Source organism: Arthrobacter sp. Leaf141 (assembly GCF_001424565.1).
Classification (GTDB): Bacteria; Actinomycetota; Actinomycetes; order Actinomycetales; family Micrococcaceae; genus Arthrobacter.
The window spans coordinates 14,925-35,057 of the sequence record NZ_LMOL01000019.1; the positions used below are offsets into that span (position 1 = coordinate 14,925).

Here is a 20,133-nt window from a genome sequence, read left to right on the forward strand (position 1 = left end):
ATCGGCCAGGGAACCCGGCGGGCGTGGGCCCACGTAGTTAGTGTTTTCAGCGGCCCAGCAGCTTGTCCCGATGCTCCGCCATCCGGCCCCGCAGCGCCTGCACTACGGCGGCCACGGCGGGGCGCCGCATGGAGTCCGGCCGGAGCACCATCCAGTAGGGGAGCAGCTCTCCGATCTCATCGGGCAGCAGCCGGACCAGGTCATTGTGCAGGTCGCCCATAAAGCACGGCAGGAAACCGATCCCGGCCCCGGCGCGCGTCGCTTCAACGTGGACAAACACGTTGGTGGACGTCAGCCCGTCGCGCATGTCCGGCACCAGCCGGCGGGGCGCGTCCAGGCTGTCCACCTGCAGCATCGAATCCACGAAGTACACCAGCGGGTGCCCGCTGAGCCCGGCCACGCTGTCCGGGGTGCCATGCTCGGCCAGGTACGTCCTGGACGCATACATCCCCAGCATGTAGTCGCCCAGCCGGATGGCCTCGGCCCGGTGCACCTGCGGCTCGCCCACCACCACCTCGATGTCCAGCCCGGAACGCTGCTGCAGCGCCCGCCGGGTCATGGTCACCACCTCCACGCTGAGCCCCGGATGATCCCGCCGCAGCCCCGCTACCGCCGGCGCCGCGATGTAGGCGCTGAAGCCATCCGTCGCGGTCATCCGGACGACGCCGGCAACCGGGTCCGGTGCCGCGCCGTCGGCTCCCAGCGTGCCCAGTACAGCCTCCACCTGCTCGGCCGCGCGGACCGCCTTCGCGCCCAGCTCGGTCAGCTCCCAGCCGCCCGATGCCCGGGCCAGGACCCGGCCGCCCAGGGACTTCTCCAGCGCGGCGATCCTGCGCGAGACTGTGGTGTGGTTCAACCCCAACGCCTGTGCCGCCGTCGTGAATTTCGCTGAGCGGGACACCGCAAGCAGCACCAGCAGGTCATCCGGGTTCGCCTTCATATCTGCAATTGTGCACACAGCAGGTGCCGGATTGGGCATTGTCCGTGCAAGTTTGTGCAGCAATACTCAAGGAAGCCATTTGTGCTGGCCATCACAGCACGTGTCACCGTGGACACCAAGGAGAAACCCATGAGCGTAGGACAACGCCCGGCGGACAACGCCGCAGGACCCGCAGGCAAGGGGTCCGGACTTAAGAAGATCGTCGCCGCCTCGATGGTGGGGACGGTGGTGGAGTGGTACGAGTTCTTCCTCTACGCCACCGCCGCCACCCTGGTGTTCGGGAAGTACTTCTTCCCCGCCACCGGCAACGAGCTGGACGGGATCATCCAGGCGTTCATCACCTATGCGGTGGGCTTCGTTGCCCGGCCCCTGGGCGGCATTGTGTTTGGCCAGATCGGCGACAAGCTGGGCCGCAAACCCACGCTGCAGCTGACCATTGTGATTGTTGGCGTGGCCACATTCCTGATGGGCTGCCTGCCGGGCTTCGCCGAGATCGGTTACATGGCACCCGCCCTGCTGGTGGCCCTGCGCTTCATCCAGGGCTTCGCGCTCGGCGGCGAATGGGGCGGCGCCGTCCTGCTGGTGGCTGAACACAGCCCCAACAAGTCGCGCGGTTTCTGGTCCAGCTGGCCGCAGGCGGCCGTCCCCGTGGGCAACCTGCTCGCCACCCTGGTGCTGTTTGTGATGTCCTCCACCCTCAGTCCGGAGGCCTTCCTGGGCTGGGGCTGGCGGGTGGCGTTCTGGCTCTCCGCCGTGATCGTGTTTGTGGGCTATTACATCCGCACCCACGTGACCGAGGCACCGATCTTCCTCGAAGCCAAGGCGCTTGTGGAGAAGGAGCAGGCCGTCAGCTACGGCGTCTTCGAAGTGGTCCGCAAATACCCCAAGGGCATCCTGCAGGCCATGGGCCTCCGGTTCGCGGAAAACATCATGTACTACCTGGTGGTGAGCTTCGCGATCGTCTACCTCAAGACTGTGCACAAGTACGACACCTCCTCGCTGCTGCTCGCCCTGCTGATCGCCCACGTGATCCACTTCCTGGTGATCCCCCAGGTGGGCCGGCTGGTGGACAATGTAGGCCGCAAGCCCGTTTACCTGTTTGGTGCCATCGCCGGCGCCACCTGGCCGTTCTTCGCCTTCCCCATGTTCGACACCCGCAACGCCGTGGTGATTGTGGCCGCGGTAACCATCGGCCTGGTCCTGCACGCGTTTATGTACGCCGGACAGCCCGCCATCATGGCTGAGCTGTTCCCCACCCGGATGCGGTACTCCGGCGTCTCGCTGGGCTCCCAGGTCACGTCCATCTTCGCCGGTTCGCTGGCCCCGCTGCTGGCCACCCAGTGGCTCAAGGACACCGGTTCCTGGCTTCCCACCGCCCTGTACCTGGTGGTGGCCTGCGCCATTACCGCCGTGGCAGTGCTCAGCCTGAAGGAAACCAAGGGCATCGCCCTGGAGGACGTGGACCAGGCCGACGCCGCCCGCGAAGGACTCGTTCCGGCCCGGACCCGCTGAGGTGCCGGAGCCGGTGGTACAGCCGAAGGACAAGGCCAGGTTGGGAGCAGGGATGGGTATGGAAAGCACTTTGAACGGACGCAAGGCGCTGGTCACCGGCGGTGCCAGCGGCATCGGCGCCGCCTGCGTGCGGGAACTCGCCGCCCGGGGCGCCAAGGTGGTGGTGGCCGATGTCGACGCCGCCGGGGCCGCCGCGCTCGCCGATGAGGTGGGCGGCACCTCCTGGGCCGTGGACCTGCTCGACGTCGACGCCCTCGCCACCCTCAGCCTGGACTGCGACATCCTGGTCAACAATGCAGGAATCCAGCGGGTCAGCCCCATCGAGGAGTTTGACCCGCTGGAGTTCCGGCGGATTCTCGCGCTGATGCTGGAGGCGCCGTTCCTGCTGATCCGGGCCGCGCTGCCGCACATGTACGCCAACGGTTTCGGCCGCATCATCAACCTGTCCTCGGTGCACGGACTGCGGGCCTCGCCGTTCAAGAGCGCCTATGTCTCCGCGAAGCACGGGCTGGAAGGCCTGAGCAAGGTGACGGCACTGGAGGGCGGCGAACGGGGCGTCACGTCCAACTGCATCAACCCCGGTTACGTGCGCACGCCCCTGGTGGAGAAACAACTGGCGGACCAGGCCCACCTGCACGGCATCCCCGAATCCGAGGTGCTGGCCAAGGTGATGCTCACCGAGTCCGCCGTGAAGCGGCTGGTGGAGCCTGCTGAAGTGGCGTCCCTGGCGGCCTGGCTGGCCTCCGACCACGCCGGCATGGTCACCGGGGCCAGCTACACCATGGACGGCGGCTGGTCCGCCCGCTGAGGACCGGACCGGGCTGGGGGCGGCACTACTTGGACTGCGCCCCGGCGCCGGCAACGGCATCCGCCCCCGCCGGTGCGCCGCCGTTGATGATTTCCTCGGCATTGGTGAACGCCCAGCCAACCAGCGGGATCAGGTGCCCGCTCAGTTCATAGCCGCGGTCCGTGAGGCTGTAGTCCACGCGCGGGGGAATGATGGGCTGGGCGGTGCGCCGCACCAGTCCGTCGCGTTCCAGGGTTTTGAGCGTCTGGGCCAGCATTTTTTCGCTGATCCCCTCCGCCCGCCGGCGCAGTTCACTCCACCGCTGTTCTCCCTCGGACAGCGACACCAGGATCAGGACACCCCATTTGCTGGTCACGTGGTCCAGCAGGGTGCGGCTGGGACAAGCGGCCGGGAACACGCCATAGGTGAAGCTGGCGGGCAGCGGAGCCGGCAATGTTGATGCTTCCATGACCCCAGCTTACTTTGAGGTCAGTACCTTACCTCAAAGTGCGTACTCTCTTTCCGGAAGTAATCCGGTCCCCTGCAGGTTATGCCCTGCGACACCGTAATAATTCCCGAGAGGATTCATCATGAGCATTGTTGTTACCGGAGCCACCGGACAGCTGGGCCGCCACGTCATTGCCGCATTGCTGGAGCGCGGGGTCCCCGCTGCAGGGATCGTAGCCACCGGACGGGACACCGGCAAGCTGGCCGATTTCGCCGCCCGGGGCGTCCAGGTCCGGGCCATGGATTACACGGATGCGGCCTCGGTGGCTGCTGCCCTCGAAGGAGCCAGCCGTGTCCTGCTCATCTCCGGCAGCGAAGTGGGCCAGCGTGTGGAACAGCACCGGACCGTCATTGAGGCCGCCAAGGCAGCGGGCGTGGAACTGTTGGCCTACACCAGCATTGCCAACGCGGACACCACGGGCATGAAACTGGCCGGCGAGCACCAGGCCACCGAAACCCTGCTCCGCGAATCCGGCGTCCCGTTTGTCCTGCTGCGCAACGGCTGGTACCTGGAAAACTACACCGAACAGCTCCCCGGCACCCTGGCACAGGGCGCCCTGGCCGGCAGTGCGGGTGACGGCAAGGTCAGCGGAGCCGCGCGGGCGGATTACGCCCACGCAGCGGCGGCCGTCCTGGTGGCCGGCGACCAGGCAGGCAAGGTCTACGAACTGGGCGGCGACCACGCCTTCTCCATGGCTGACCTGGCCGCGGAAATCACCGCAGCCACCGGCCAGGAGATCACCTACACCGATCTTCCCGCCGAGGACTACGCAGGAATCCTGGTGGGCGTCGGTGTCCCCGCCCCCTTCGCCGACATCCTGGCGGACTCGGACCTGGGCATCGCCAGGGGAGACCTCCTGGTCAGCTCCGGCGATCTTGCCCGCCTCATCGGCCGCCCCACCACCTCCCTTTCGGAGGCACTCCGGACGGCCGCTGCCAGCAACTGACCGCTTCTGCCGCAGTGCGGAGGATGCCCGGTTCCCCTTGGGGCGCCGGGCATTTTCCGTTGCCGGGCGTCCGGGACTTGATCCCTGGGGCCGGTCTTGGTGCACTGGTAGGCATCAAGCGGTGCAGCCTGCCCCGCGCGCAGCCCGCCCACGGCATCCTGCGCTCCGCCGCCCACCGTCAATCCGAAGGAACCGAACATGAGCGTGGATACCCCCAGCAGCCAAGACCGCCAGCCCCGGCAGCTCATCATCATCGGCTCCGGCCCGGCCGGCTACACGGCGGCGATTTACGCGGCCCGCGCCGGCCTCGCGCCGCTGGTGCTGGCCGGTTCCGTCACCGCGGGCGGCGCCCTCATGAACACCACTGAGGTGGAAAACTTCCCTGGCTTCCCGGGTGGCATCCAGGGCCCGGAACTGATGGATGGACTGCAGGAACAGGCGGAGAAGTTCGGCGCAACGGTAGTGTTCGACGACGTCACGGAAGTCAGCCTGACCGGCCGGCTGAAGACAGTGGTCACCGGCGCCGGGGAAACCCACCAGGCGCCCGCTGTTATCCTGGCCACCGGCTCCGCATACAAGGAGCTGGGCCTGCCCGAGGAGAAGAAGCTCAGCGGACACGGCGTCTCCTGGTGTGCCACCTGCGACGGGTTCTTCTTCCGGGAACAGGACATCGTGGTGGTGGGTGGCGGCGACTCGGCCATGGAAGAAGCCACGTTCCTGACCCGGTTCGCCAGGACCGTGACGGTGGTGGTCCGCAAGGGTGAGCTGCGGGCCTCCCGCATCATGGCGCAGCGGGCCAAGGACAACCCCAAGATCAGCTTCGCCTGGCACTCGGCCATCACCGCCATCCACGGCGACGGTAAGGTCACCGGCGTGACGCTGCAGGACACCCGGACCGGCGAAACCAGGGAACAGTCCGCCACCGGCATTTTTGTGGCCATCGGTCACCTGCCGCGCACCGAGCTTGTGGCCGGCCAGGTGGACCTCGACGAAGACGGCTACATCCGGGTGGACGCCCCCACCACCGTCACCAACCTTTCCGGCGTGTTCGCCTGCGGCGACGCCGTGGACCACCGGTACCGGCAGGCGATCACCGCCGCCGGCACCGGCTGCGCCGCCGCGCTCGATGCCGAGCGGTTCCTTGCTGCCCTCGATGACGCCGCCAGCATCGCCACCGCCCTGGTGGAGGAACCGGTCCACGGCTAGGGTGACCCGACGGCGGTACTTCCGTGCCGCCGTCGTTCGCCGATTCATCCGGTATTCCAGACACCGGCTTGTCCCGGCGGCGTGCCGCAGCGGCCGGTACGGGGCCATGCTTGGGTACGGGATACCGGACACGCGCAACCAAAGGATCGATTTCGCCCATGACTGCAGCACCCAGCACCAGCCCTGCCCCCGCGGCGGATGGCAGGGTTCCGTCCAAAGTGCCCGCCGCCGAAAACACGTTGCGGATCCTGAAGCTGCTGGCGTCCCGGCGCGGGCCCATGGCGGCGTCGCAGATCGCGTCCTCGCTGGGGTTGCCGCGCTCCAGTGTCTACCATCTGCTGGGCGTGATGGAGGCGAACGGCTTTGTGCTCCACCTGCACGAGGAACAGCGGTACGGGCTGGGCATCAGCGCCTTCGAACTGAGCTCCGCGTACTCGCGGCAGGAGCCGTTGTCCCGGCTGGGCAGGCCCCTGCTGGCCGCGCTGGTGGATGTGCTGGGCGAGAGTGCGCACCTGGCCGTGCTGCACGGCCGGGACGTGCTGTATATCGTGGAGGAGCGTGCCAAAAACCGGCCGTCGCTGGTGACCGACGTGGGTGTCAGGCTCCCCAGCCACCTCACCGCCAGCGGCCGGGCCATCCTGGCTGCGCTGCCGAAATCCCAGGTCAGGGCCCTGTACCCGAATGCTGCTGCCTTCTCTGCCCGGCATGAGGTGCCCGGCGCCATCATGAAGTACTCGGCGTTGTCCTCGCACCTGGACCAGGTCAGGCAGCGCGGCTACGCCACCGAACACGGCGAAGTAACGCCTGGGTTCGGGTCCATCGCCGCCGCCGTCACGGACCACCTGGGCTGGCCCACCGCCGCGGTTGCGGTCACTTTCCTCGAGGACAAGCTGCCGTCGGCTGACTGGCCCGTTCTCGCTGCGCGGGTGCAGAAGGCCGCGGACGACCTCTCGGTCCGCATCCACGGCCGGCCGGCGGCCTGACCCCGCCCTGCCTGCGGTGAGCGGCCGCCTGCGTGCCCCCCTTCCCAACTGACTCGCAGTTGTTGTCGTTTTGGGGGCTCTAAACGACAACAACTGCTACCTGGTTTGGGGGCGGGGCGGGGTTGTCTGGAATGCCGGACAGGACCCCTGCAAAAGTCCTGTCGCCGGGCCGAGCCAGGGGCTTTAGTGGATACAGGACAATCCGCTATGCAGACAAAAAGGAGCCACCATGGCACCCGCCGATTTCACCACCGGTGCCCGCCCGGTCAAAGCCGCCCGGGGCACCACGCTCACTGCCAAATCCTGGCAGACCGAAGCGCCGCTGCGCATGCTGATGAACAACCTGGACCCCGAGGTTGCCGAGCGCCCCGATGACTTGGTGGTGTACGGCGGGACCGGCCGGGCAGTCCGCTCCTGGGCCGCGTTCGACGCGATCACCCGCACCCTGGAAACCATGGAAGCGGATGAAACCCTGCTGGTCCAGTCCGGCAAGCCCGTGGGTGTCTTCCGCACCAACGAATGGGCACCACGTGTGCTGCTGGCCAACTCCAATCTGGTGGGCGACTGGGCCAACTGGCCCGAGTTCCGCCGGCTTGAGGCCGAGGGCCTGATGATGTACGGCCAGATGACGGCCGGGTCCTGGATCTACATAGGCACCCAGGGCATCCTGCAGGGCACCTTCGAAACCTTCGCGGCGATCGCCCGCAAGCTCACCGGTGACGAGAACGGCACGCTCGCCGGCACCCTGACCCTGACCGGCGGCTGCGGCGGCATGGGCGGCGCCCAGCCGCTCGCCGTCACCCTGAACGACGGCGCCTGCCTGATTGTCGACGTCGACGAATCCCGCCTCCGCCGACGCGCCGGGAAGCGCTACCTGGACGAGGTGGAAACGGATCTCGACGCCGCCATCGCCAAGGTGCAGAAAGCGAAAGCGGAGCGCCGCGGCTGGTCTGTGGGCTACGTGGGCAACGCCGCCGAAGTTTTCCCGGAGATCCTGCGCCGCCACAACGCCGGCGAACTGACAGTGGACATCGTCACCGACCAGACCTCCGCCCATGATCCGCTGAGCTACCTGCCCGAAGGCGTTTCCGTCGAAGAGTGGCACCGCGAAGCCGAGGCGGATCCGGACGGGTTCACCAAGAAGTCCCAGGCGTCCATGGCCCGCCACGTCCAGGCCATGGTGGACTTCCAGGATGCCGGCGCCGAAGTCTTCGACTACGGAAACTCCATCCGCGACGAAGCCCGCAAGGGCGGCTGCACCCGCGCCTTCGAGTTCCCCGGATTTGTGCCCGCTTACATCCGGCCGCTGTTCTGCGAGGGCCTCGGCCCGTTCCGCTGGGTGGCCCTTTCCGGCGATCCGGAGGATATTGCCGTCACGGACCGGGCCATCAAGGAACTCTTCCCGGACAACAAGCATTTGCACCGCTGGCTCGATGCCGCGCAGGAGCGCGTCGAATTCGAAGGCCTGCCCGCCCGTATTTGCTGGCTGGGTTACGGCGACCGCGCCAAGGCCGGGCTGCTGTTCAACCAGTTGGTCAGGGATGGAAAGGTCAAGGCGCCCATCGTGATCGGCCGCGACCACCTGGACTCCGGTTCGGTGGCTTCCCCCTACCGCGAGACCGAAGCCATGGCAGACGGCTCAGACGCGATCGCCGACTGGCCCATGCTCAACGCCCTGCTCAACACCGCCTCCGGCGCCACCTGGGTTTCGCTGCACCACGGCGGGGGAGTGGGCATCGGCAGGTCCATCCATGCCGGCCAGGTGTCCGTCGCGGACGGCACGGACCTCGCGGCGCAAAAACTTGAGCGGCTCCTGACCAATGACCCCGGGATGGGCGTGATCCGCCACGCAGACGCCGGCTACGACCGGGCATTGGAAGTCGCCGGGGAACGCGGCGTCCGCATCCCCATGAACGAAACCCGCTAAGCCACCCCAACGCCCGCCCCACCCCAACTGGCTCGCAGTTGTTGTCGTTTTGAGCCCCCAAAACGACAACAACTGCGAGTCAGTTGGGAGGAACCACCGAAGTAGGAACCATGACCGTCACCACCCACACACCCCGCACCGTTACCCTCGGCTCCAGCGGCGTCACGCCCGAGGAGGTTGTCGCCGTCGCGCGCCACGGCGCCCAAGTGACCATCGCCCAGGACGCCCTGGACGAGGTTGCCCGGGTCCGCGCGCACATCGACCGCCTGGCAGCCAGCGACGTCCCCGCGTACGGCATTTCCACCGGTTTCGGGGCCCTGGCCAATCGGCACATCCCGAACGAACTGCGCACGCAGCTGCAGAAAAGCCTCATCCGCTCGCACGCCGCCGGGATGGGCCCCGCCGTCGAGCGCGAAGTGGTCCGGGGCATCATGTTCCTCCGCGCCAAGACGCTCGCCTCAGGCCGCACCGGCGTCAGGCCCCTGGTGCTGCAGGCAATGGTGGCGGTCCTGAACGCCGGTATCACGCCGGTGGTCCGCGAATTCGGCTCGCTGGGCTGCTCGGGCGACCTCGCCCCGCTGTCGCACTGCGCCCTGGTGCTGATGGGTGAAGGCGAAGCGGAAGGGCCCGACGGCGTCCGTTACGGCGGGCGCGGCGAGGAACCGGTTGCGGCGCTGTTGGCAGCCCACGGCATCGAGCCGGTGGTCCTCGCCGAAAAGGAGGGGCTGGCGCTGGTCAACGGCACCGAGGGAATGCTGGGCATGCTGCTGATGGCCATCGCGGACATCCGGCACCTGCTGACGACGGCGGACATCACCGCCGCGCTCAGCGTCGAGGCGCTGCTGGGAACCGACCAGGTGTTCCGTCCCGAACTGCACGGCGCGTTGCGTCCGCATCCGGGGCAGGCCGACAGTGCGGGAAACATGCTGCGGGTCCTGTCCGGTTCGCCGATCGTCGCCTCCCACCGCGTGGGGGACACCCGGGTCCAGGACGCCTACTCGCTGCGTTGCGCGCCGCAGGTGGCAGGGGCCGTCCGGGACACTGTGACGCACGCCGAACTGGTGGCGTCCCGTGAGCTGGCCGCCGCGATCGACAACCCCGTGGTCCTGCCGGACGGCGAGGTCAGCTCCAACGGAAACTTCCACGGCGCTCCGGTGGCGTACGTCCTGGATTACCTGGCCATCGCCGTCGCGGACCTGGGCTCCATGGCTGAGCGGCGCACGGACAGGATGCTGGATCCGGCCCGGTCCCACGGGCTTCCCGCGTTTCTGGCTGCCGATCCCGGCGTGGACTCCGGCCTGATGATTGCCCAGTACACGCAGGCCGGGCTGGTGTCCGAGAACAAGCGGCTGGCCGTCCCGGCGTCCGTGGATTCCATCCCCAGCTCTGCGATGCAGGAAGACCACGTGTCCATGGGCTGGCACGCGGCCCGCAAGCTCCGCAAAGCGGTGGAGAACCTGCGGCGGGTCCTCGCCATCGAACTGGTGACCTCCGCCCGGGCACTGGACATCCGTACCCAGCTCTCCGGCGGTGTCCTGACCCCGGGGCCCGCCGGGACAGCGGTGCTGGCCGTGCTGCGTGCCGTTGTGGAGGGGCCGGGATCGGACCGTTTCCTCTCGCCGGAACTGGAAGCGGCGGACCGTCTGGTGGCCAGTAGCGAAGTGCTGCGGGCTGCCGAATCCGCCGTCGGCGCGCTGGCGTAGCGCCGAAGAATCTTTCGTGTTCCCGGCCGAAGCGTCCGCCAGGCGGAATATCCGCCCGTCGTGGCGCGGTGGCGGCGCCGAGTGTAGTAGAACTGAAGGTGTAGTGAAAGTCACATCAACGAAGCTGTGGCGCAGAACGTATACAAAGGGGTAGAAGTTCACATGAAAGCACGCGGGGCAGTCCTATCAAGGCGCGGCGCCCATTCCGCCGAAATTTCCAACTGGAAGAACCTCCGGGTTGGGGATCACGTAGAAATCATCAAACATGCTCAACTGGTGGCTGCCGGGGAGGTGGAAGAGGTTTCCCAAAGCGGAAACGTCCTCTGGCTCGTCGCGGCGGGCCCGGCTGAGAAGCCACTCTTCCTGAAATCGGACGGTGTCCAGGTCCGGCGGACCTGACAACCATCCCCAGCCTGTTCTTCCGGGAACCGGAAATCCCCGCACTGCATCGGCAGGGCGGGGATTTTTTGTGGCGCGGAAGCGACGGCAGTCAAGCGGCCGCTGGCAGCTTACGCGGCGATGGCCTCGTAGGTTTCGCCGAAGGGCACCGACTCGTCCAGTGCCACGGTGTAGCGGCCCGGGTGCAGGCGGGTCACCAGGATGCCGCAGCCGGCCTCCTGGGCTGGCCCTTCGATCAGCCCGGCGACGGCCTCTTCCAGTCCGGCGTGGACGTCGAGGGCGCGGGAGAATTCCAGGTCGATGGACGTGACCGGCTCCGTTCCGGCGGGGCCGGTGGTGGCGGGAAGTCGTTCGAGGGTGGCTGCAGTCATGAGTGAACTTTCTGTGTTTCGTGCCTCAGGGCAGCTCCCATTCTACCGTCCGGACAGCAAATATGTCAGATGACTGCCTACCAGACAGGTGAATTTCCCGCCGGAAAGCCTTGCCGCCGCAGGTCAGCCGGTGATGAGGGGCTGGTCACAATCTGCTTCGTTGGCGGCCGGATGGTGCCATAAGCAACCATGGAAGCATCCCGCTGAGCCACCGGACCGAAGGAGATTCCCGATGAAAATCATGCGCCTGGGCAAGATCGGCAGCGAACAGCCAGCCGTGCTGGTGACGGATGGGGACGGCTCGCCGCAGTACTTCAGCCTGTTGCCGCTCACGGCGGAAATTGATGGGGATTTCCTGGCCGGCGGCGGGATGGACCAGGTCCGGGATGCCCTCGCGGCCGGTGCCCTGCCTATTCTTGACGGCGCGGAGGCGATGCGCGTTGGCTCCCCCGTGGCCCGGCCCGGGTCGGTGGTGGGAATCGGGATGAACTATGCCGCCCACGCGGCCGAGTCAGGGTCCGCACCGCCGGAAATCCCGGTGGTTTTCCTGAAGCCCAGCAATACTGTGGCCGGCCCGTTTGACCCGACGCCGGTCCCGCCCCGCTCCGGAAAGTTCGACTGGGAAGTGGAGCTGGGCATTGTGATCGGCAGGGAGGCCAGCTACCTGGCCGGCACGGCGGAAGCTGCCGCCTGCATCGCCGGTTACGTCACCGCCAATGACCTGTCGGAGCGTGAGTACCAGCTGCCAGGCGAGGCCGGCCAGTGGACCAAGGGCAAGTCGCTCCCCGGCAGCACACCCCTGGGCCCCTGGCTGGTCCCGGCGGCTGATACGGACGGCGGCACCCTGCAGCTGCGCAGCTGGGTGAACGGAGAACCCCGCCAGGGCTCGTCAACGGCGGAACTGATCTTTGACGCCGCAACGCTGGTGCACCACTGCAGCCAGTACATGCGGCTGGAACCCGGGGACGTCATCCTCACCGGAACCCCGGAAGGCGTCGCGCTCAGCGGCCGCTTTCCCTACCTTCGGCCGGGCGACGTGGTTGAAGTCGAAGTGGAAGGCCTGGGACGTCAACGCCAGGAACTGTTCCGCGCCGCGCCGTAGCAAAACGCGCCGGGGGTGCGCCGTGCTGGTGCACCTCCGACGCGGCTCCTGCCGAAAGTATCAGGCGGCCAGGGCTACCCAGCCGGAGCATCCGTAGATTCCCGTATTGGCACTGCGGTTGTTGAGGCAGGCGCGCAGGTAGACCGTTCCGCCGATGCCGCTGTTCTGGGCAGCAGAGGTCGTTCCGGTGCCATTGCTGTTGGTGAGGGTCGCCGTGTAGGTGCGCCCATTGAGGGTGTATTGAAGCTGTGCCACGGAGGAAATGCCGTCCTTCCGGGTGTCGGTGCTTGAGACCGTATTTGTGGCCGAATTCCAGTAGGCCGACGATCCACCCACCGATGCCCCGCCGCTGGCGAAAGCCATCGAGGGGGTCGCAAGCATCGTTATGCCCACGGCACCCGCGACGGCGGCCGACGCGATTCCCAGCTTGGATTTACGCATGTCATAAGTCCTTCCCTTGGCGGATCACTGTGCGAACGGCGTGCGATGTGACAGTTTTGTCAGCCGCTCTGTCAAATAGTTACATTGCTCGCCAAGGTTAATCAAGAGTCTGGATGAAATCGGATCAGCCCGCTGTTAGACCAAAGAGCCCCGGCTGCCGGTCCGCGAGGGAGGGCAGGCCGGGGCTCTTAGGGTTCAGGTTTTCCTTAGCCGGCTTTGACGGCGAGGACCGGGCAGTCGGCCTCGAGCAGTATCCGCTGCGAGACGCTGCCCATAATCAGCTTGCCCACCGGGGTGCGGCGGCGCAGGCCGATCACAATCAGCTCCGCGTTGTGCTCCTCGGCGGCGTCCAGGACTTCAGCTGCAGCATCGTGGCCACGGACCGGCTGCTTGATCACGTGTTTGATGCCCTGGGTCGCCAGCCGGTCTTCGATGCTCTGGATTTCGGAATCCTGCGCGTACCGGTTGTCCACCAGCGCGTCACCTTTTGACGAGTTGATGACCAGCAGGGTGGTGTCGGTTTTCCGGGCTTCGGCGATGGCCTGGGTCAGGGCCGCTTCACCTTCCGGGGTGGGGACGTATCCCACAACGATCGTCATGTTTGCTCCTTGGGTCTGCACACGGTTGATGGATGGCTGGGAAGCCTGCGGCTTTTCAGTCGCTGTAGTCGGCTGCTCCGGAATTGGCGGGCAGCAGTGGCTTCTTCCCGGGGCGGTTGCGCTTGATCAGTTTCAGCGCGAACGGCCAGGCCAGGATGATCGCCACAATGATGTACACCACGACGGCGATCGGCTCGCTCCACAGCCCTGCCGGGTCGCCTGCGCTCAGCTGCAGGGTCTTCCGCAGCTGGCCTTCGATGCGCGGGCCCAGGATGACGCCAAGGATCAGGGGCAGGACCGGAAGCCCGAAGCGCCGCATCATAAAGCCCAGGGCGCCCAGGACCAGCAGGATCATCAGGTCGAAGGCCTGCAGGTTCACCGAATAGGCGCCCAGTGTGGCGAAGAAGAGGATGCCGGCGTACAGGTAGGGGCGGGGGAGCTGCAGCAGCTTGGCCCACAGGGGTGCCAGCGGCAGGTTGATGATCAGGAGCAGGAAGTTGCCAATGAACAGGCTGGCGATCAGTGCCCACACCAGGGGCCCCTGGCTGGAGAACAGCTGGGGTCCGGGCTGGATGCCGTAGCTGGTGAACGCCGCGAGCATCACCGCTGCCGTGGCGTTGGTGGGCAGGCCAAGGGCCAGCATGGGGGTCAGGGTTCCGGCGGCGGCCGCGTTGTTTGCGGCCTCCGGGCCTGCCACGCCCTCGATGGCGCCCTTCCCGAACTCCTCCGGGTGCTTCGAGAGGCGCTTCTCCGTCACGTAGGACAGGAAGGTGGGAATTTCGGCGCCGCCGGCCGGCAGTGCACCGAACGGGAACCCGAACGCCGTGCCCCGCAGCCACGGTTTCCAGGACCGCTTCCAGTCCGATTTGCCCATCCAGGGCTGTCCCACGGGAATGGCGTGCAGGGGAGTGCGGCGCAGGTGCGCAGCGACCCAGAGCGCCTCGCCCACCGCGAAGATGGCCACGGCCACCACCACGATGTCCAGTCCGTCGGCCAGCAGGGGCTGGCCGAAGGTCAGGCGGCGCTGGCCGGTGACGGAGTCGATGCCCACCAGGCCGATGGCCAGGCCCAGGCCCAGCGAGGCGAAGCCGCGGAGCCGGGACGAACCCAGGACGGCGGTGACGGCAAGCAGGGCGAGGATCATGATCGCGAAGTAGCTGGGCGCGCCCAGGCTGACGGCGAACTTGACCACAATCGGTGCGCAGACGGCCAGGAGGGCGGTGCCGATGGTGCCGGCGACGAACGAGCCGATGGCCGCCGTCGCCAGCGCCTGCGCCGCCCGTCCGGCCTTGGCCATCTTGTTGCCTTCGATGGCTGTCACCACCGACGACGATTCGCCGGGTGTGTTCAGCAGGATGGAGGTGGTGGACCCGCCGTACATGCCGCCGTAGTAGATGCCGGCGAACATGATGAAGGCGCTGGTGGGTTCCAGGGCGTACGTGACGGGAAGCAGCAGTGCCACCGTCATGGCCGGGCCCAGGCCCGGGAGGACGCCGACGGCGGTACCCAGGATGACGCCGATCACGGCGTACATGAAGTTCAGCGGGGTGAGGGCGGTGGCAAAACCGTCCATCAGTGAGGACCAGACGTCCATTAGAGGATTCCTTCCAGGAGTCCGGCGGGCAGGGCGATGCCGAGGCCGAGGTAGAAGCCGTAGAAGGTCAGCAGCGACAGTGCCACCGAGATGATCCCGTCACGGATGTAGTGGCGGCTGCCCAGGGCCAGCACGCTGCCCCAGAACAGGACAGTTCCGGAGATGACCCAGCCGGCCCAGTCGATGAGCAGGATGTTCAGGACAAATGCCCCTGCCAGCGGCAGGACGGTCTTCCAGTCGGCGGGGTGGCTGAGGTCAACGTCCTCGCCGCCTTCGGCCTCGCCCTTGCCGCCACGGAGGACGTTGATGGCCAGCATCACGGCGCAGACGATCAGCAGGGCCGCCACGATGAACGGGACGGTCTTGGGACCCACCGGATCCGACTTCGAATACGGGGTGACCAATCCGTTGGCGTCGAGGAAAACCACAACGCCGGCCGCCCCGAGCAGGAGGGCTACCCCCAGCTCGGAGCGGCCTTTGAGGCTGGTAGCCAAGGAACTCACGCCAACCCGAGCTTCGTCAGGACGTCAGCCACCCGCTTGTCCTGTTCGGTGAGGAAGGACGCAAACTCGTCGCCCGTGATGAACGCGTCGGTCCAGCTGTGGGTCTTGAGGGCTTCCTTCCAGCTGGCACTCGCGTGCATCTTTTCGAGTGCGGCGATCAGTGCGGCCTTGTCGGCGTCGTTGATGCCCGGAGGGGCCACGATGCCGCGCCAGTTGGTGAAGACCAGGTCGATCTTGGATTCCTTCAGCGTGGGTGCATCCACGCCTTCGAGCCGCTCGGCACCGCTGGTGGCGAGAACCCGGATTTCACCGGACTGGATCTGCTGCAGGTATTCGCCGGCACCCGAAGCGGCGAAGCCGAGCTTGTTGCCCAGGATCGCGGGGAGCAGGTCGCCGCCGCCGTCGTAGGAGACGAAGTTGACCTTGGTGGCGTCGATGCCCACCGCGCCGGCCAGCTGCATGGGCAGCAGGTGGTCCGGTCCGCCCGGTGAGGAGCCGCCGCCCACGGCGATGGAGCCCGGATCGGCCTTCCATGCCGTCACCAGGTCATCGATGGTTTTGTACGGCGAATCCTTGCTCACCATGATGGCGCCAGGCTCTTCGATCAGGCGGGCCAGCGGGGTGGTGCCCGTCAGCTTCGATTCGGACTTGTTGGTGTAGCTGGCGCCCACCACGCCAAGGCCCATGAGCATGGTGAGGTCGCCGTTGCCCTTTTCGTTGACCACGCGGGCCAGGCCCACGGTGCCGCCGGCGCCGGCGAGGTTGAAGACCTCGGTGTTGGTGGAGATCTTCTCGTCATCGAGAACCTTCGCGGCGGCACGGGCGGTGGTGTCATAGCCGCCACCGGGGGTGTTGGGGACCATGATCTGCAGTCCGGTGATGGGGCCGGCAGCGGCGCCGGAGCTTTCCGAACCGGTGGAGCTCTTACCTGTGGCACCGCAGCCGGTAGCCATCAGGGCGATGCCGGCGGCGACGGCGGCAATACGCAATGCGCGGATTTGGCGCATGGTGTTCCTCTTCTCAAGAAATATGTTCAGCAGGACTGACTGGTGTTTCGATGCTAGGGGCGTCCGTGACCGGGGTCACTCTTATGTACGCAGAGAAAGTTAAGTTCATTGCGTTCACGTTTCCGGCCCCTCATGGTCCCGGCCACGCGTCGGGTCCCGCCGGGGGCCCGGCCCCGCCGGTCCGCGGGCCTGCGGTATAGTTCCGGTACCCCGGCACCGGCCGGCTGCCGCACCCCACCATAAGGACCAACCAGAGTGACTCGTCGAAGAGGAATGTCCCTGGCGGGGCAGTATCTGGTGCTTCAGCTGCTGATTGTCCTTGCCGTGCTCGTCGCCGTGGTGGCCATCTCCCTGGCCCAGTCAGCCGCCACCTTTGAACGGATCGAGGGCCGCCGGGCTCTGTCTGCGGCCGAGGCGCTGGGCAACAGCCCGGCCGTGCGGGAACTCCTGCCCGAGGCGGAACCAAGGGGCGGTGCGGCACTGACGGCAGTGGCCGAGTCAGTTCGCACGGTCTCCGGATCAGCCCAGGTGGCGCTCGCGAAAATCGACCTCACGGTGGTGGCCACCTCGGACCCCGGGCTGTTGGGCGGGCGGTTGGAGCTGGGGGAAAGCCGGGTCATGGAAGGCCGAGCCTGGACCGGGGTGGTGGCCGGGACCGGCCCCGCCGTCCTGTCAGCACACGTCCCCGTCCTCAACGACTCGGGCAAGATGATCGGGATCGCCTCCATCAGCAGGAACTATCCCACCGTGCTGGAACGCCTGGGCGACGCCGTACCCAACCTGCTGACCTACCTGGGCGTGGCCAGCGTCCTGGGTGTGGCCGGTTCGCTGCTGCTGTCCCGCCGCGTCAAACGGCAGACCCTGGGCATGGAACCCAGCGAGATCACGGGCCTTGTGGAAAACCGGGAAGCGATGCTGCACGGCCTCAAGGAAGGCGTGGTGGCGCTGGACCCGAACGAACGCATCACCGTGGCCAACGACAGTGCCCGGGAGCTGTTGGGCCTGCCGGCGGACTGCGTGGGCCGGAAACTTGGCTCCCTCCACGTGGATCCGGCCCTGAAAGTGGTCCTCACCCGGGACCAGACCGAAACGGACCAGCTGGTCCTGGTGGGGGAGCGGCTGGTGGTGCTGAACCGGGTTCCCATCCGGTCCCGGGGCCGGGCCATCGGCTCCGTCACCACCCTGCGTGACAGGACGGAGCTTTCGTCGTTGGAGCGGGAGCTTGGGGCCACCCGGACCGCCACCGATACGCTCCGCGCCCAGGCGCACGAGTTCGCCAACCAGCTGCACGTGATCTCGGGCCTGATCCAGATCGGCGAGTACGACTCGGTGGTGCAGTTCGTCAACGGCGCCACCGTGGACCGGACCCGGCTCAACGATGAAGTGACCGGCAGGATCCACGATCCGGCGCTCGCCGCCCTGCTGATCGCCAAATCAAGCCTCGCGACGGAACGGGGTGTGGCGCTTAAACTGTCCCCTGATTCCCGGCTGGAGGCCGTGGATGATGGGCTGTCACGGGACCTTGCCACCGTGGCCGGGAACCTGGTGGACAACGCCTTCGACGCGCTGGCAGGGGTGCCGGCCGCCGAAGTCCTGGTGCTGGTGGCGGAGCGGGCCGGCCAGGTGACCGTCACGGTCCGGGACAATGGTCCGGGTGTGCCGCCGGGCACTGCAGCGAAAATCTTCCAGCAGGGGTTCACCACCAAGGACCCCCGGCAGGAAGGCGGGCGCGGTTTCGGCCTGGCGCTTTCCAGGGTGGTGTGCCGCCGGTCCGGCGGCGACTTGACGGTGGCCAACGACAACGGTGCAGTCTTCACGGCACGATTCCAAAGAGGTGCAGGAAAATGATCAAGGTCCTGATCGTCGACGACGACTTTATGGTGGCCAAGGTGCACGCAGGTTTTATCCAGCGCACCGCAGGGTTCACGGTGGTGGGTGCCGCCCACACCGGGGCGCAGGCGGTAGCGGATACCGAGCGGCTGCAACCGGACCTGGTGCTGCTGGACATCCACCTGCCGGACATCAACGGGCTGGACCTGATGCACCGGCTGCGGGCGGTCGCCCCGGAACTGGATGTGCTGGTGATCAGCGCCGCCCGCGAAGTGGAAACCGTCCGCAAGGCCCTCCGCGGCGGAATTGTGCACTACCTGATCAAGCCCTTCTCGCAGACGGACCTGCAGGAGCGGCTGGAGCACTACCGCAACGCTTACCAGGGGCTCGAACAGGCCAAGGACGGCGCCGACCAGTCGGATGTGAACCGGGTGTTCGGCCTGGACCGCACAGAACGGCCGCTACCGAAGGGCTGCAGCGTGGAGACCCTGAAACTGGTGGAAACCGCCCTGCACGCAACCTCGTCAGACCTCTCCGCAGCAGAGCTGGCCGAGCAGCTGGGCACGTCCCGCGTCAGTGCCCGCCGCTACCTCGAATACCTGCACGACGAAGGGACCCTCGACGTCCGGCTCAAGTACGGCGTGGGCCGGCCGGAACGCCGTTACGTCCTCAAGGGCCGGTAGCCACCGCTCAGCGCAGCAGGGTGTCCACCAGCCGGGCCGCCACCTTCGCGGTCCGGCCGTCAAGGTCGTAGGCCGGGTTCAGTTCCGCCACGTCCAGGTGGAGGAGCTTCCCGCTCCAGGCCACCTGCCGGCAGATGGCGCTGATGATGGGGAACGGGACGCCGAAGGCCGCGGGCGCGCTGACGCCCGGAGCGACAGCCGCCGGCAGGACGTCCAGGTCGATGGTCAGGTACAGCACGTCGATGCCGGCCAGGAACCCGGCCACAAAGCCCCGCACCCGGTCCGCGTCGCATTCCTCGTCCAGCAGGTACGCCACATCCAGCTTCCGGGCAGTATCAAAGAGCGCGCGGGTGTTGTTTGTTTCGGAAATCCCGACGACGGCGTAACGGAGTTCGCGGCCCGCGGCCGCTTCGGCGCGGGCCATCTGGAGGAACGGGGTGCCGGAGCTGGGGAGTGGTTCGTCCCGCAGGTCGAAGTGCGCATCGAGGTTCAGCACGCCCAGCCGCTGGCCTGCCGTGACGGCCGCTGACGCGCTGACGCCCAGGTAGCTGGCGTAGGCGGTTTCATGGCCGCCGCCCAGCAGCACCGTCAGGTTGCCGGCATCGATCAGGGCCGTCACCGCTTTGCCGGCACGCGCCTGGCCGGCTTCCAGGTCCCCGCCGGAGACCACCACGTCGCCGGCGTCGGCCACCTCACGGTCCAGGTGGAATGCCAACGGCCCCAGCGCGCGCCGGATGGCCGCCGGTGCCGTTGCGGCGCCGGTGCGGCCCTTGTTCCGGCGCACCCCCTCGTCGCTGGCAAAGCCCAGCAGCACCGCCGGGCTGGGGTTACCGTTCCGGCCTGCGGGACGGGCCCGCGCGGATCCGGCAGCGGCACCGCCGTGCGGCACCCAGGGTGCGGTATCCGCCACGGTGTCCCCGCCGTCGTTGGCATCCTCATCAACGTCCCGGCCCGCTTCCACCGCCTGCCACCAGCGGCGGTGTTCGGCCGCGTCGCCGTCGAACCTGCCCGTCCAGGGCCGGGGCGGGACGTCGACGGCGGCGGGCAGCAGATCCATGGTCCAAGCTCACCGCATGCAGGCCGCGAATGCCA

General features: G+C 67.4%; 20 protein-coding genes. 11 read left to right on the plus strand and 9 right to left on the minus strand.

Annotated elements, in window-relative coordinates; genetic code table 11:
* Window positions 1–46: 46 nt before the first annotated feature.
* The gene (locus tag ASF72_RS14155) at window positions 47–940 is read right to left on the minus strand and encodes a LysR family transcriptional regulator (protein WP_056599938.1); all 894 of its coding nucleotides are present in this window, start codon (window positions 938–940) and stop codon (window positions 47–49) included.
* Between the two features lie 129 nt (window positions 941–1,069).
* Between ASF72_RS14155 and ASF72_RS14160 the strand changes: the two genes are divergently transcribed.
* Together ASF72_RS14160 and ASF72_RS14165 are read left to right on the plus strand one after the other, a co-directional pair.
* On the plus strand, window positions 1,070–2,452 hold the full coding sequence (locus tag ASF72_RS14160; RefSeq protein WP_056600055.1) for an MFS transporter: 1,383 nt from the start codon (window positions 1,070–1,072) through the stop codon (window positions 2,450–2,452).
* A 58-nt stretch (window positions 2,453–2,510) separates the two neighbouring features.
* Entirely contained in the window at window positions 2,511–3,260 is a 750-nt protein-coding gene (locus tag ASF72_RS14165; RefSeq protein ID WP_050684997.1) for a 3-hydroxybutyrate dehydrogenase, read from the plus strand.
* Between the two features lie 25 nt (window positions 3,261–3,285).
* Here ASF72_RS14165 and ASF72_RS14170 read toward each other — a convergent pair whose 3' ends face one another.
* A complete protein-coding gene (locus ASF72_RS14170; RefSeq protein ID WP_056599941.1) occupies window positions 3,286–3,708 on the minus strand; it encodes a winged helix-turn-helix transcriptional regulator in 423 nt (140 codons plus the stop codon).
* Between the two features lie 121 nt (window positions 3,709–3,829).
* On the opposite strand from ASF72_RS14170, the gene ASF72_RS14175 reads away from it, so the two are divergent.
* The 6 genes from ASF72_RS14175 to ASF72_RS21050 all read left to right on the plus strand — a co-directional run bounded on the left by ASF72_RS14175 (window position 3,830) and on the right by ASF72_RS21050 (window position 10,911).
* A complete protein-coding gene (locus ASF72_RS14175) occupies window positions 3,830–4,693 on the plus strand; it encodes an SDR family oxidoreductase (RefSeq protein ID WP_056599943.1) in 864 nt (287 codons plus the stop codon).
* A gap of 198 nt (window positions 4,694–4,891) precedes the next feature.
* Window positions 4,892–5,899, plus strand: coding sequence for a thioredoxin-disulfide reductase (gene trxB, locus ASF72_RS14180; protein ID WP_056599946.1), 1,008 nt, complete (start codon window positions 4,892–4,894; stop codon window positions 5,897–5,899).
* A gap of 158 nt (window positions 5,900–6,057) precedes the next feature.
* A complete protein-coding gene (locus tag ASF72_RS14185; RefSeq protein WP_050684970.1) occupies window positions 6,058–6,882 on the plus strand; it encodes an IclR family transcriptional regulator in 825 nt (274 codons plus the stop codon).
* A 229-nt stretch (window positions 6,883–7,111) separates the two neighbouring features.
* Window positions 7,112–8,809 carry a urocanate hydratase gene (locus tag ASF72_RS14190; RefSeq protein WP_056599949.1) on the plus strand — a complete coding sequence of 566 codons (1,698 nt, stop codon included), beginning with the start codon at window positions 7,112–7,114 and terminating at the stop codon, window positions 8,807–8,809.
* 110 nt (window positions 8,810–8,919) lie between these two features.
* The gene (gene hutH, locus ASF72_RS14195) at window positions 8,920–10,512 is read left to right on the plus strand and encodes a histidine ammonia-lyase (RefSeq protein WP_056599952.1); all 1,593 of its coding nucleotides are present in this window, start codon (window positions 8,920–8,922) and stop codon (window positions 10,510–10,512) included.
* 162 nt (window positions 10,513–10,674) lie between these two features.
* Window positions 10,675–10,911, plus strand: coding sequence for a hypothetical protein (locus ASF72_RS21050; RefSeq protein ID WP_056599954.1), 237 nt, complete (start codon window positions 10,675–10,677; stop codon window positions 10,909–10,911).
* A gap of 110 nt (window positions 10,912–11,021) precedes the next feature.
* Here the strand turns inward: ASF72_RS21050 and ASF72_RS14205 are convergent, their stop codons facing one another.
* Entirely contained in the window at window positions 11,022–11,282 is a 261-nt protein-coding gene (locus ASF72_RS14205; protein WP_200933661.1) for a hypothetical protein, read from the minus strand.
* 232 nt (window positions 11,283–11,514) lie between these two features.
* Between ASF72_RS14205 and ASF72_RS14210 the strand changes: the two genes are divergently transcribed.
* The gene (locus tag ASF72_RS14210; protein ID WP_056599956.1) at window positions 11,515–12,384 is read left to right on the plus strand and encodes a fumarylacetoacetate hydrolase family protein; all 870 of its coding nucleotides are present in this window, start codon (window positions 11,515–11,517) and stop codon (window positions 12,382–12,384) included.
* A 60-nt stretch (window positions 12,385–12,444) separates the two neighbouring features.
* Here the strand turns inward: ASF72_RS14210 and ASF72_RS14215 are convergent, their stop codons facing one another.
* The 5 genes from ASF72_RS14215 to ASF72_RS14235 form a co-directional block, all read right to left on the minus strand.
* Window positions 12,445–12,825 (minus strand): hypothetical protein, encoded by a 381-nt coding sequence (locus ASF72_RS14215; protein WP_056599959.1) that lies wholly within the window; start codon window positions 12,823–12,825, stop codon window positions 12,445–12,447.
* A 206-nt stretch (window positions 12,826–13,031) separates the two neighbouring features.
* A complete protein-coding gene (locus ASF72_RS14220) occupies window positions 13,032–13,424 on the minus strand; it encodes a universal stress protein (protein ID WP_050684960.1) in 393 nt (130 codons plus the stop codon).
* 55 nt (window positions 13,425–13,479) lie between these two features.
* Window positions 13,480–15,018, minus strand: a complete 1,539-nt coding sequence (locus tag ASF72_RS14225; RefSeq protein ID WP_050684959.1) for a tripartite tricarboxylate transporter permease — start codon at window positions 15,016–15,018, stop codon at window positions 13,480–13,482.
* A complete protein-coding gene (locus ASF72_RS14230) occupies window positions 15,018–15,521 on the minus strand; it encodes a tripartite tricarboxylate transporter TctB family protein (protein ID WP_050684958.1) in 504 nt (167 codons plus the stop codon). The genes ASF72_RS14225 and ASF72_RS14230 overlap by 1 nt, the downstream gene beginning before the upstream one ends.
* Entirely contained in the window at window positions 15,518–16,528 is a 1,011-nt protein-coding gene (locus tag ASF72_RS14235) for a Bug family tripartite tricarboxylate transporter substrate binding protein (protein ID WP_050684957.1), read from the minus strand. Before ASF72_RS14235 ends, ASF72_RS14230 begins: the two co-directional genes overlap by 4 nt.
* Before the next feature lie 273 nt (window positions 16,529–16,801).
* On the opposite strand from ASF72_RS14235, the gene ASF72_RS14240 reads away from it, so the two are divergent.
* Both ASF72_RS14240 and ASF72_RS14245 read left to right on the plus strand, forming a co-directional pair.
* Entirely contained in the window at window positions 16,802–18,376 is a 1,575-nt protein-coding gene (locus ASF72_RS14240) for a sensor histidine kinase (RefSeq protein WP_056599961.1), read from the plus strand.
* Window positions 18,373–19,041 carry a response regulator gene (locus ASF72_RS14245; protein ID WP_050684955.1) on the plus strand — a complete coding sequence of 223 codons (669 nt, stop codon included), beginning with the start codon at window positions 18,373–18,375 and terminating at the stop codon, window positions 19,039–19,041. Before ASF72_RS14240 ends, ASF72_RS14245 begins: the two co-directional genes overlap by 4 nt.
* Window positions 19,042–19,048: 7 nt before the next feature.
* On the opposite strand, the gene hutG is transcribed toward ASF72_RS14245, so the two are convergent.
* Entirely contained in the window at window positions 19,049–20,098 is a 1,050-nt protein-coding gene (hutG, locus tag ASF72_RS14250; protein WP_056599964.1) for a formimidoylglutamase, read from the minus strand.
* Between the last annotated feature and the right edge of the window lie 35 nt (window positions 20,099–20,133).

Coding starts and splice junctions, on each gene's coding strand:
- ASF72_RS14165 (WP_050684997.1), top strand. CDS start 2,511: ATGGAAAGCACTTTGAACGGACGCAAGGCGCTGGTCACCGGCGGTGCC.
- trxB (WP_056599946.1), top strand. CDS start 4,892: ATGAGCGTGGATACCCCCAGCAGCCAAGACCGCCAGCCCCGGCAGCTC.
- ASF72_RS14170 (WP_056599941.1), bottom strand. CDS start 3,708: ATGGAAGCATCAACATTGCCGGCTCCGCTGCCCGCCAGCTTCACCTAT.
- ASF72_RS14245 (WP_050684955.1), top strand. CDS start 18,373: ATGATCAAGGTCCTGATCGTCGACGACGACTTTATGGTGGCCAAGGTG.
- ASF72_RS14155 (WP_056599938.1), bottom strand. CDS start 940: ATGAAGGCGAACCCGGATGACCTGCTGGTGCTGCTTGCGGTGTCCCGC.
- ASF72_RS14160 (WP_056600055.1), top strand. CDS start 1,070: ATGAGCGTAGGACAACGCCCGGCGGACAACGCCGCAGGACCCGCAGGC.
- ASF72_RS14175 (WP_056599943.1), top strand. CDS start 3,830: ATGAGCATTGTTGTTACCGGAGCCACCGGACAGCTGGGCCGCCACGTC.
- ASF72_RS14220 (WP_050684960.1), bottom strand. CDS start 13,424: ATGACGATCGTTGTGGGATACGTCCCCACCCCGGAAGGTGAAGCGGCC.
- ASF72_RS14205 (WP_200933661.1), bottom strand. CDS start 11,282: ATGACTGCAGCCACCCTCGAACGACTTCCCGCCACCACCGGCCCCGCC.
- ASF72_RS14185 (WP_050684970.1), top strand. CDS start 6,058: ATGACTGCAGCACCCAGCACCAGCCCTGCCCCCGCGGCGGATGGCAGG.
- ASF72_RS14225 (WP_050684959.1), bottom strand. CDS start 15,018: ATGGACGTCTGGTCCTCACTGATGGACGGTTTTGCCACCGCCCTCACC.
- ASF72_RS14235 (WP_050684957.1), bottom strand. CDS start 16,528: ATGCGCCAAATCCGCGCATTGCGTATTGCCGCCGTCGCCGCCGGCATC.
- ASF72_RS14210 (WP_056599956.1), top strand. CDS start 11,515: ATGAAAATCATGCGCCTGGGCAAGATCGGCAGCGAACAGCCAGCCGTG.
- ASF72_RS14190 (WP_056599949.1), top strand. CDS start 7,112: ATGGCACCCGCCGATTTCACCACCGGTGCCCGCCCGGTCAAAGCCGCC.
- hutG (WP_056599964.1), bottom strand. CDS start 20,098: ATGGATCTGCTGCCCGCCGCCGTCGACGTCCCGCCCCGGCCCTGGACG.
- hutH (WP_056599952.1), top strand. CDS start 8,920: ATGACCGTCACCACCCACACACCCCGCACCGTTACCCTCGGCTCCAGC.
- ASF72_RS14215 (WP_056599959.1), bottom strand. CDS start 12,825: ATGCGTAAATCCAAGCTGGGAATCGCGTCGGCCGCCGTCGCGGGTGCC.
- ASF72_RS21050 (WP_056599954.1), top strand. CDS start 10,675: ATGAAAGCACGCGGGGCAGTCCTATCAAGGCGCGGCGCCCATTCCGCC.
- ASF72_RS14240 (WP_056599961.1), top strand. CDS start 16,802: ATGTCCCTGGCGGGGCAGTATCTGGTGCTTCAGCTGCTGATTGTCCTT.